The organism is Candidatus Streptomyces philanthi, assembly GCF_059553635.1.
On sequence record NZ_JCANQV010000201.1, the window covers coordinates 1 to 10,883 of the forward strand.

Sequence of the window (10,883 nt, forward strand, 5' to 3'; positions counted from 1 at the left end):
TGGGCGTCCACCCGCGCGCCGAGGAGGCGGTACGCGCCGCCGCGATCTTCTTCGTCCGGCCCAGCGGGATGCTCGACCTGGCGAAGGTCGCCGCGTACGCGGACGCCTACCGCGACACCTGCGGCGCCGGGCGCGAGGAGCTGGCCGCCGCCGTCCACCGGGTGTGGTGGGAGCGGCTGAACGACTTCTGGATGCTGACCTGGCGCTACCGGCTCGGCGACCGCCGCACCGATCCGCAGTTCCCGGCCGCGGCGGCGCTCGCGGTGTGGTGGACGCGCGAGTACGACACGGTGCGGGACGCGTTCACGGGCTGAGGCGGGCCCGGGAAACGCGGCGGGGCGGGCGCCCGGTCGGCGCCCGCCCCGTCGGGGTCCGTCGTACGGTCAGTTGCCCAGGCCGCCGGGGACGGCGCCGGGGTCCGTGCCGCCGGTGCCGGTGGAGTTGTCCGTGCCGCCGTTCGTCGACGAGCCCTGGTCGCCGGTGGTGCCGCCCTCGTTGGTGTTGCCGCCCGGGTTGCCGCCGGTGTCCGTGCCGCCGGTGCCGGTACCGGTGCTGGTGCCGCCCTCGTTCGCACCGCCGGTGGTGTTCGTCGGCGGCTCCGTCGACGGGTCCTGGGACGGCTCGTCCGGCCGGCCGGTGGTGTGGCCCGGGTTGGACGGCGCCCAGGTGTGGTTGCGCGACGGCGGGGTCCAGCCGCCACCACCGCCGGTGCCACGCGCCGGCGGCTCGTACGTCGACTCGTCGGACGGGTCCTTGGTCTCCTCGTCGTCCTTGTCCTTGGGCGACGAGGAGGCGGACGGGGACTTGCTCGGCGCCGGCGTTTCGGCGCCCTGGCCCGAGGTCGTCTTGAGCGCGAAGGCCACACCCGCCACGACGGCGACGATCGCGAGCACCGCGATCAGCACGACCTTGCCACGGCCGCTCCTGGCGGGCCGGTGCCCCTCGTACGCGCCGTCGTCGTCGTGCATACCGGGCGGCAGGATCGGGCTGGCGGCCGTCTGGCCCATGTCCGCGTGCGGCATCGCGGTGGTCGCCGCGGGGCCCATGACGCGGGTGGCGCCGCTGTCGGGGAGGGCGACCGGGCCGGTGTTCCAGGTGCCGGTGTTGCCGCCCTGCTCCTGGAGCATCTGGAGCGAGTACTGGATCAGACCACGCATCTCCTCCGCGGTCTGGAAACGGTCGTCCGGGTCCTTGGCGAGCGCCCGCATCACCAGACCGTCCAGCTCCGGCGGCACGCCCTCGGCGACCTCGGAGGGCGGCACCGGGATGTCCTGGACGTGCTGGTAGACGACCGACAGCGGGGTCTCACCGGTGAACGGCGGACGCAGCGCGAGCAGTTCGTACAGCAGGCAGCCGGTGGCGTAGAGGTCGGAGCGGGTGTCGACGGTCTTGCCGAGCGCCTGCTCCGGGGAGAGGTACTGCGGGGTGCCCATGACCATGCCGGTCTGCGTCATGGTCGACTGGGCGCTGTGCAGCGCGCGGGCGATGCCGAAGTCCATGACCTTGACGGCGCCGCTGTTGGTGATGATCACGTTCGCGGGCTTGATGTCACGGTGCACGATGCCGTGCTGATGGCTGTAGGCCAGCGCCTCCAGCACACCCGAGACGATGATCAGCGCCTGGTCCGCGGGCGGGGCGTCGGAGTTCAGCAGCAGGTCACGGATGGTGTGGCCCTCGACCAGCTCCATCACGATGTACGGCACCGTGGTGCCGCCGACAAGATCCTCGCCGGAGTCGTAGACCGCGACGACCGCGTGGTGGTTCAGACCGGCGACCGACTGCGCCTCGCGGGTGAAGCGCACCTTGGCCGTCGGGTCCTCGGCGAGATCGGCCCGCAGCAGCTTCACGGCGACGGTACGGCCCAGCCGGACGTCCTCGGCCGCGAAGACCTCCGCCATGCCGCCGCGGCCGAGCCGGCGGGTGAGCCGGTAGCGGCCGTCGCCGACCAGTCCGCCGTTGGCCCACGTCTCCGGCGCGTCGGGGACGTTGGAGCCGGTGGCGTCAGGATCGGACGGGCCCTGGGGGCCCTGCGTCGGTGCCATCGGTCCTCGCCGTCGAATCGGTCCGCATGCGCGGTTAAGGTCTCGGTCTTCTAGAGCACGCTACAGGCTCAGCGGCCTCCGCCGTTTCGCGATGGACCGCTCGCCAAACCTCCCGGCCGCCCAGTGTCGCAAGGACGCCGCGAGGACGCGAATCCCCTGGCAGGGCCGCTGTCGTGACCGGATCTTGCGCATCTGATCACGGAACGGGCACACAGCTTGACGTGTCCGAGCCCTGGGGCAGACTTGACTGCGGAATTCCAGATGTGATTGCCAGACGTACGGTAGTGCGCCGAGGGGGAAGCGGAACGATGAGCCAGGACGGCGCTCAGGGCCACTACGAGGGCCGTTCGGTCGGCGGAGGACGTTACCAGCTTCGTGATCTTCTCGGTGAGGGCGGAATGGCGTCCGTCCACCTCGCCCATGACACCGTCCTGGACCGCGACGTCGCGATCAAGACACTCCATACCGAACTGGGCCGCGAACCGGCCTTCCGGGAGCGCTTCCGGCGCGAGGCGCAGTCCGTGGCGAAGCTCACGCACACCAACATCGTGTCCGTCTTCGACTCCGGCGAGGACGAGCTCGACGGCGCGATGGTCCCCTACATCGTCATGGAGTACGTCGCCGGGCAGCCGCTGCGCACGGCGCTGGACACGGACGTCGCCCAGCACGGCGCCATGCCCGCCGAGAAGGCCCTGAAGATCACCGCCGATGTGCTCGCCGCGCTGGAGGTGAGCCATGAGATGGGCCTGGTCCACCGGGACATCAAGCCGGGCAACGTCATGCTGACCAAGCGCGACGTGGTCAAGGTCATGGACTTCGGCATCGCCCGTGCCATGCAGTCCGGCGTGACCTCCATGACGCAGACCGGCATGGTCGTCGGCACCCCGCAGTACCTCTCGCCCGAGCAGGCGCTGGGCCGCGGTGTGGACGCCCGCTCCGACCTCTACTCCGTCGGCATCATGCTCTTCGAGCTGGTCACCGGTCAGCTGCCGTTCGACGCGGACTCGCCGCTCGCCATCGCCTACGCGCATGTGCAGGAGGAGCCGCCGGTCCCGTCGAGCATCAACCAGTCGCTGCCGCCCGCCGTGGACGCGCTGGTGGCCCGCGCGCTGAAGAAGAACCCGAACGAACGGTTCCCGACCGCCGAGGCGATGCGGGACGAGTGCCTGCGGGTCGCGGGCTCCGGGCAGTCCGGCGCGACCCCGCTGATCATCAGCGAGGGCCCCCGGGCGCGTACCAGCGGCGCCTCCGTCTCCTCCGCGGTGTTCCCCACCGCCAGCGCCGCACCCCACACGCCCCCGCCGCCGAACGTCCAGCAGCCCTACACCCCCACCCAGGCCGTCGGCGGCTTCGCCCCCTCCACACCGCCCCCGGTGAACGCGCCCTTCCCGGCGCCCGCCCCCGCGCCGTACGCGAACGCGGGCTTCCCGACCCCGCCGCCGCAGTTCACACCACCGCCCGCGATGCCGGCCCCCGGCGGCCCCCCGCCGCGCAAGAGCAACACCGCGGTGATCGTCGTCTCGGCGATCGTCGGCGTCGTCGTGGTCACCGCCATCGCGATCGGCATCGGGCTGAGCGCCGGCTCCAGCGGTGACAAGGCCGACGACAAGCCCTCGCCGCGCTACACCGGGTACTCCTCGGGCTCGGGCGGCGCCGAGGAGAGCGTCCGGCCGGAGGACAAGTCGGCGACGCTGCCCACCACCGACTGCACCAACCCGACCAAGTCCCTCAGCGAGGAGGGCAAGGTCTTCTTCCCGAACTTCAAGTACAAGAACCTGGAGTCGGTGAAGCGGTGCGCCGAGGCGGCGGGCTGGACGGTGAAGGTCGTCGGCCGGGAGAACAGCGCCCTGTGGGGCAAGAACACCGTCATGGGCCAGACGCCGGAGCCGGTGACCCGCTGGGACCCGCACAGCGGGGACACCATCGAGCTGACCGTCTCCACCGGCCGCAGCGGCTGAGCGCGGCACAGGGACGGACGGCGAGGGCCGGCACACGGATCGTGTGCCGGCCCTCGTCATGACGCCGTGGCGGTCGGACCGCTGCTCAGAGGTACGGGCCCGAGCGGGCGCCGCCCTGGCCAGGGTGCTCGTCGCCCTCCATGTGGGGCGCGCCGGGGGGCAGGGCGCGGCGCATCGTCTCCAGCTGGGCGCGCGCCGCCATCTGCTGGGCGAACAGGGCGGTCTGGATTCCGTGGAAGAGGCCCTCCAGCCAGCCGACCAGCTGGGCCTGGGCGATGCGCAGTTCGGACTCGGTGGGCACCGACTCGTCGGTGAAGGGCAGCGACAGCCGCTCCAGCTCCTCCACCAGCTCGGGTGCCAGGCCGTCCTCCAGCTCCTTGACCGAGCTGGCGTGGATCTCCTTGAGCCGGACCCGGCTCGCCTCGTCCAGAGGAGCGGCCTTCACCTCCTCCAGCAGCTGCTTGATCATGCTGCCGATGCGCATGACCTTGGCAGGCTGTTCGACCATGTCGGTCACCGGCGTCTCACGGGGTTCCTCGTCACCGTCTCCGCCACGGGATCCGGCGCTACCGAGCGCCATGCCGTCCGGGCCGACCACCAGGACGTGCTGATTCTCCTGCGACCGTTCGTTCATCGGCATATCCATGGCGCCATTGTCTCGTACGAGTGCTGTCGGGAGGGGCTGGCCTCCCCAGTCCGTGACCCCTCTCCGAGGATCGCGCGTTTCACGTGAAACAGCGACGGCGGGGGAGTCAAGCCGTCCGCCCGGCGTTTCACGTGAAACACCGGACCGCAGCAGCCGTACGGCCGTCCCGGACGCTCAATGGCGGCGCAGCCGGACACCGAGAAAGGCCAGCCCGAGACCGGTCAGAGTGAGTCCGGCGCCCATCGGCAGCACCCGTTGCACCCGCGTCGCCGGATTCTCCATGGCGTACGGCCTGACCGTTCGGGGTCCCGCGACCTCGGCGTCATCGGTGGCGGACCCGACGGCGCGCGGATCGTCGGAGACCGACGGACGCGGCGGGCCAGGGGCCCGGTACCGCGGCCGTACGGGCCGGTGCGGGCGGTGACGGTGCGGGCGCCAGGACCGGGCGGACGGGGCCGCACCCTCGCGGGGCGGGGTGGCCGACGGCGAGGGGGACGCCGGGGTGGCGGACGGGCCCGGAGCGGGAGGCGTCGTACCGGAGGCGGGGGAGCCGGGGCGGGTGGTGGTCGCGTCGGTCGGCGTCTGCGGGGTGGACGGCGTACGGGAGCCGGGTGCGGGGCCGCCGCCGTGCGGGCCCCGCCCGTGGACCCGCTGGTCGTCCATCCCCTCCCACCACGGTGCGCCCGGCCGCGGGCGGCTGCCGCGCGGGGGCTTGGCCGGTTGCCGGCCGGAGGAGGGTGGGGAGGCGGCCGGAGGGGGCGGAGTGCTCCGGGGCCGGTGATGCGGCCGTGTGCCGGCCGGCGGGCCGCCGGGGAAGCGCGGCACCGGGCCGTGGAAACCGGGGAGGTCGCCGGGCAGTCCGGCGCCGGGACGAGGGCCCAGGAAGAACGGGAACGGGTTGCCGTGACCCGCTCCCTCACCGGTGAGCGCGGACCCCGTGAGCCGGGCGGCGACCGGGCCCAGGAGGCGGGCGCGGCCCGGTGCGGCCGCGGCGTCCGGGGCGGCCGCTGTGGACAGCGGCAGCACCGTGGCGGCCACCAGCAGACCGGCGGCCGTGTGCGTACGCAAGCGTGGAGCCACGGGTGCGCTCCTCCCCGTGCCGAGGGCGTCACTTGACGGGCTCAGCGTCACACGGCGACGGCGGTCCGGCATCCCGGACGCGTCCGGGGGGTGAGGCAGCCGGGGGACGCGTGGCGCGGTCGGGTGACGGGGGGATCTGCGGGCGGTGGGGGCTCGTGGTCGGGGGGCGGTGTGTCGGCCGAGACCGTGCCCGTACGCGTCCGGCCGGTCCGTCGCCGGGAGCCCGTACAGCCCGACCGGCGTCCGCCGTACACGTGCGCTGGCCCGCCATGCGCCTCCGCCCGGCCCCGTACCGCACGAGGCACAGGACCGGGCGGACCAGGGGCCGGGAGCGGCGTGGCTCAGAGGGTCAGGACGACCTTGCCGACGTGGCCGCTCGCCTCCACCACGCGGTGGGCCTCGGCGGCCTGGGCGAGGGGGATCGTCCGGTCGACGATCGGCCGCACCTGACCGTTGGTGATCAGCGGCCACACGTGCTCGCGGACGGCGGCGACGATGGCCGCCTTCTCGTTGAGGGGACGGGCGCGCAGTCCGGTCGCGGTGATCGCGGCGCGCTTGGTCAGCAGGGCCGCGAGGTTCAGTTCGGCCTTCACGCCGCCCTGGAGGCCGATGATGGCCAGCCGGCCGCTGACCGCCAGGGCCTTGACGTTCCGTTGGAGGTACTTGGCGCCGATGATGTCGAGGATGACGTCCGCGCCCTTGCCACCGGTGGCCTTGCGGACCTCCTCCACGAAGTCCTGCTCGCGGTAGTCGATCAGTACATCGGCGCCCAGCTCGGCGCAGCGCGCCAGCTTCTCCGGGCCGCCCGCGGTGACCGCGACCCGGGCGCCGACCGCCTTGGCGAGCTGGATCGCCATGGTGCCGATGCCGCTGGCGCCGCCGTGCACCAGCAGCGTCTCACCGGGCCGCAGGTGCGCGATCATGAAGACGTTCGACCAGACGGTGCACGCCACTTCGGGCAGTGCCGCGGCCGCGACCAGGTCGAGGCCCTGCGGCACCGGCAGCACCTGCCCGGCCGGGACCGCGACCCGCTCCGCGTAACCGCCGCCCGACAGCAGCGCGCACACCTCGTCACCGACCGCCCAGCCGTGCACCCCGGCGCCGACCTCGGCGATCCGGCCGGCGCACTCCAGTCCGGGGTAGGGGGACGCGCCCCGCGGGGGGTCGTAGCGGCCCTGACGTTGCAGCAGATCGGCACGGTTGACGGCGGTGGCCGCGACCTCGATGACGACCTCGCCCTCGGCGGGCTGCGGGTCGGGCACGTCCGTCCAGACGAGGGCTTCGGGGCCACCGGGTTCGGGGATGGTGATCGCTCGCATGGCGGCGAGGCTACTCGCCGGGGGCAAGTACCGGGCAAAACCCGGCGGGTGGGACGTCTTCCACCGGATCACCGCGGGTGACTACTCGTCGGCCCGGCGCATCGGGGTGACCTGGCTGCCCGGCAGCTTCGGCGGACCCGGCTGCTTGCCGGACGGCTCCGGCTCCGCCGCCGGTGCCGCGCGGACGATGGTGATCAGCCGGTCGGCGGGCTGCAACGGGCTGGCCGCCGGATCGTCGTACCCGAGCAGCCGGTGGCCGCGCAGCACGGAGACGACCAGATCGTCGGTCTCGCGGACGGACCTGCCGACCTCGGACTTGACCACCGGCCGCTCGACGACGTCCAGACCGCTGCCCTGCTGGATCAGGTCCTCCATCACCGTGCCCGCGCTGGGGCTGTGCACGGAGAGGCCCAGCAGCCGGCCGGCCGCGCTGGCGGAGGTGATCACGGAATCCGCGCCGGACTGCCGCAGCAGCGGCGCGTTCTCCTCCTCGCGTACGGCCGCGACGATGTTGGCCTTCTTGTTGATCTGCCGGGCGGTCAGCGCGACGAGGACGGCGGTGTCGTCGCGCTGGGTGGCGATGACGACCTGGCGGGCGCGCTGGATCTCGGCGCGCATCAGCACATCGCTGCGGGTCGCGTCGCCGACCACGCCGACGAAGCCCTCCGCGACGGCCGCGTCGACGACCTTCGGGCTCGGGTCGACGACGACGATGTGGTCACGGATCGCGCCCTTGGCGCAGAGGGTCTGCGCGGCGGAACGGCCCTTGGTGCCGAAGCCGACGATGACGGTGTGGTCGCGCACGGTGCTTCTCCAGCGTTTCAGTTGCCACTGCTCGCGGGTGCGTTCGGTGAGCACCTCCAGTGTGGTGCCGACCAGGATGATCAGGAAAATCACCCGAAGAGGCGTGATGAGGAGGATGTTCAGCAGCCGCGCCGTGTCCCCGTACGGGACGATGTCGCCGTAACCGGTGGTGGAGAGCGTGACGGTCGCGTAGTAGAAGCAGGCGAGGAGGTCGACCTCGCCGCCCGCGTTGTCGTGGTACTCGTCGCGGTCTATCCAGACGATGAAGGCCGTGGCGACGAGGACCAGCAGCGCCATCAGCAGTCGCCGGGCCACCTGCCGGATGGGTGCCACCGGCGCCCGGCGCGGCAGTATGACCTGGTGGGAGTGGTCCTCGGGCACCTCACGCGCCGCGACGTCGTGGGAGGGAAGCTTCACGCGGCGCCTCCGGTCGGGGATGCGGGCGGTGAGGAGCGTACGGGATCTCCGGGCCCGCCGTGGACACCGGGTCCGGGGGCGGCCCAGTCGGCGACCCCGTCCTCCGGAGCGGCCCCGGCGGTGCCCGAGGGCCAGGGGAGTTCCAGGACCTCGATGTCGCCGCCCCGGTCCGCGCCGCCCGGCGGGACGACGGCCATCGCGTCGGCCACGGCGATCCCGCGCAGCATGGCGGGGCCGTGGAAACGCAGCGGGTCCGCCGTCAGCCCGCGCCGCTCGTCGTCGCGGTAGGCCACCGGGACCAGCCGGGTGTCGCGCGGATGCCCGGGGACGGCGCCGCCCAGCGGGAGACGGCGCGACGGGGCGGGGCGGCGCGCGACAAGGGTGCGCAGCAGCGGCTCGGCGAGCGTGAGCAGGCCCGAGACGGCCGCGAGCGGATTGCCGGGCAGCCCCACGAGATGACGGCCCGGGGCCAGCCTGGCCAGCAGCATCGGATGCCCCGGGCGCACCCGCACCCCGTCCACCAGCACCTCGGCGCCCAGACGGTGCAGGGTGGGGTGCACATGGTCGACGGGTCCCGCGGCGGTGCCCCCGGTGGTGATGACGACATCGGCGGTGGTCCGGCCAAGCGCGGCGAACAGCGCGTCGGGCTCGTCGGCCACATAGCGCGGCGGGCCCGCCTCGGCGCCCAGGGCGCGCAGCCACGGGACCAGCATCGGCCCGAGCGCGTCACGGATCCGCCCCTCCCGGGGCAGGCCCCGGCGCAGCAGTTCGTCGCCCAGGACAAGAACGGCGACACGGGGGCGGGACCAGGTCGTCAGCGTGTCGTACCCGGCGGCCGCGGCCAGCCCGAGGACGGCGGGGGTCACCACCGTGCCCGGGGGCAGCAGCGGGTCGCCGCACCGGCACTCCTGGCCGCGCGGGCGGATGTCCTGCCCTTGCGACACCGGTTCGGTGGCGTGGAGCCGCGCACCGCCGTCCGGCCGGCCTCGGACCTCACCGTGCTCACTGCGCAGCACCGCCGTGGTACCGGCCGGCACCCGCGCCCCGGTCGCGATGGGGATCGCGTGGCCGTCGGGGAGCGGGGTGGTGGAGGCGTGACCGGCGAGGATGCCGTGGGGGGCGGGGGAGGAGCGGGGCTCCGGGTGGTCTGCGGCGGGGCGGTCCTCCGGGGCGGGTCCGGTGGGGGGGCCGGGCTGCCGGTGGTCTTCTGCGGGGTCCTCGGGCGCGTGTGCGGCAAGGGTCCAGGGGCCCGGGCCGGAGACGGCCCAGCCGTCCATCGCCGAGGTGTCGAACGCCGGCAGGTCGGTGAGGGCGGTGAGGGGGGCGGCGAGCGTACGGCCCAGGGCGTCGCCGGGTGAGGTGGTCTCCGGCACCCGTGCCCCCGCCGCCGCCCGTGCGGCGATACGCCGGGCCTCCTGCCAGGTGGAGGGCTCGGGGGCGGGGCGGCCGGTGGGGGCTTGAGGGGCTGTTGGGTCGGAGGGGCCGTCGGCGGTGGGGGAGTGGGGAGAGCTGGGGGAGTCCTCGGCGGGAGTGGGGTGGGTGTGCTGGATGGGGCCGCCGCAGTTGTCAGGGGCGGTGGAGTCGGTGCGAGAAGCGGGGTCGGTGGCGTCTTGGGGGTGGTTGGGGCCCGTGGGATGGGAGGCGGTGGGGGCGTGGGCATCGCTGAGGTCGCCCGCCGTCTTACGCCGGGCAGGGTCGGCGGCCGCTCCCGGCACACCGGCCCCCTTACGCCGAACAGCGTCAGCAGCTGCTTTGGGCACGCCCGCCCCCTCACGCCGAACAGCGTCCGCGACCGCTCCGGACACACCCGCCCCCTCCTCCTCACGCCGAACAGCGCCCGCGGACTCCCCCGACGCTCCCGCCCCCGAGCACCCACCGGAACCAGCGGCGCCCTCAGGAACACCGGAACCCGTAACCCGCGAGCCCCCCTTGGTCCGAGAAGCACCCGTGGAACGAACAGACCCCATGGCCCGCGCCGAACCCGTGGTTGCTCGCGTAGCGCCGTACGGGGAACCACCCGCGCGGTCGGCGGCGTCAGGGAAGTCGTCGTCAGCGCGCCCCCGGGACAGGACACGGTGGCCGGCGGGGAGGCCGGTGCCGGTGCGGCCCAAGGTGTCGAAGAAGCTGTCGTCGAAGGTGGCGTAGAAGCCTTCGGTGTCCGCCGGGCCGAGGGAACCGGCATCCGCGTCGCGCCCGACCCACACGGCACCCCTCTCCCGCCCCGCCCGCGCGGCATCCGCGCCGACGGCATCGCTCCCCCGGGCGGCCTCACGTCCCGGCACGCCGTCCCGCCCCCGAGCGGCCTCGCGCCGCGACGCCTCGTCACGACCCCGAGCGTCCTCGCGCCGGACCGGCGCACCGTCGCGCTCCCCCACCGCAGCGCCCTCACGGCGCTCCCCACCGTCCGTACGCCCCGCCCGGACGGACGACTGCCCCGGCCCGGGAATCAGGTCGAGCAGCAGATCGACATCGGCGTCCAACCCCGTGGCCGGCCCCCGCCCCTCATGACCGTCACCCCGGGCAGCCCCGGACCGGGAGCCGGAGCCCTCCCGGGGCTCGGGACGCCGGAACGGTTCTTCCCAGATGTCCACCAGCCGGGTCCGCGCGTCCCGCCGCG

General features: G+C 74.0%; 7 protein-coding genes and 2 pseudogenes. 3 read left to right on the forward strand and 6 right to left on the reverse strand.

Translation table 11 applies throughout. The features are described from left to right. Window positions 1-314, forward strand: a pseudogene (locus AC51EU_RS21090) (aminoglycoside phosphotransferase); the annotation flags it as partial. Window positions 315-383: 69 nt separating this feature from the next. Here the strand turns inward: AC51EU_RS21090 and AC51EU_RS21095 are convergent. Then, entirely contained in the window at window positions 384-2,042 is a 1,659-nt protein-coding gene (locus AC51EU_RS21095) for a protein kinase domain-containing protein (protein WP_496268577.1), read from the reverse strand. A 308-nt stretch (window positions 2,043-2,350) separates the two neighbouring features. On the opposite strand from AC51EU_RS21095, the gene AC51EU_RS21100 reads away from it, so the two are divergent. Next, window positions 2,351-4,000, forward strand: coding sequence for a Stk1 family PASTA domain-containing Ser/Thr kinase (locus tag AC51EU_RS21100; protein WP_496268578.1), 1,650 nt, complete (start codon window positions 2,351-2,353; stop codon window positions 3,998-4,000). Between the two features lie 85 nt (window positions 4,001-4,085). Here AC51EU_RS21100 and AC51EU_RS21105 read toward each other — a convergent pair whose 3' ends face one another. The 5 genes from AC51EU_RS21105 to AC51EU_RS21125 all read right to left on the reverse strand — a co-directional run bounded on the left by AC51EU_RS21105 (window position 4,086) and on the right by AC51EU_RS21125 (window position 9,981). Further along, window positions 4,086-4,646 (reverse strand): bacterial proteasome activator family protein, encoded by a 561-nt coding sequence (locus AC51EU_RS21105; protein WP_496268579.1) that lies wholly within the window; start codon window positions 4,644-4,646, stop codon window positions 4,086-4,088. Window positions 4,647-4,820: 174 nt separating this feature from the next. Beyond that, window positions 4,821-5,726, reverse strand: coding sequence for a hypothetical protein (locus AC51EU_RS21110; protein WP_496268580.1), 906 nt, complete (start codon window positions 5,724-5,726; stop codon window positions 4,821-4,823). Window positions 5,727-6,067: 341 nt separating this feature from the next. Next, the gene (locus AC51EU_RS21115) at window positions 6,068-7,045 is read right to left on the reverse strand and encodes an NAD(P)H-quinone oxidoreductase (RefSeq protein WP_496268581.1); all 978 of its coding nucleotides are present in this window, start codon (window positions 7,043-7,045) and stop codon (window positions 6,068-6,070) included. An 81-nt stretch (window positions 7,046-7,126) separates the two neighbouring features. Continuing rightward, the gene (locus AC51EU_RS21120) at window positions 7,127-8,266 is read right to left on the reverse strand and encodes a potassium channel family protein (protein ID WP_496268582.1); all 1,140 of its coding nucleotides are present in this window, start codon (window positions 8,264-8,266) and stop codon (window positions 7,127-7,129) included. Then, window positions 8,263-9,981, reverse strand: a complete 1,719-nt coding sequence (locus AC51EU_RS21125; protein ID WP_496268583.1) for a molybdopterin molybdotransferase MoeA — start codon at window positions 9,979-9,981, stop codon at window positions 8,263-8,265. The genes AC51EU_RS21120 and AC51EU_RS21125 overlap by 4 nt, the downstream gene beginning before the upstream one ends. 360 nt (window positions 9,982-10,341) lie before the next feature. Between AC51EU_RS21125 and AC51EU_RS21130 the strand changes: the two are divergent. Then, window positions 10,342-10,883 (forward strand): annotated as a pseudogene (locus AC51EU_RS21130) (hypothetical protein); the annotation flags it as partial.

What these genes read in the sequence shown, in the direction of transcription:
- AC51EU_RS21100 (WP_496268578.1), top strand. Translation starts at nt 2,351, where the DNA reads ATGAGCCAGGACGGCGCTCAGGGCCACTACGAGGGCCGTTCGGTCGGC.
- AC51EU_RS21115 (WP_496268581.1), bottom strand. Translation starts at nt 7,045, where the DNA reads ATGCGAGCGATCACCATCCCCGAACCCGGTGGCCCCGAAGCCCTCGTC.
- AC51EU_RS21095 (WP_496268577.1), bottom strand. Translation starts at nt 2,042, where the DNA reads ATGGCACCGACGCAGGGCCCCCAGGGCCCGTCCGATCCTGACGCCACC.
- AC51EU_RS21105 (WP_496268579.1), bottom strand. Translation starts at nt 4,646, where the DNA reads ATGGATATGCCGATGAACGAACGGTCGCAGGAGAATCAGCACGTCCTG.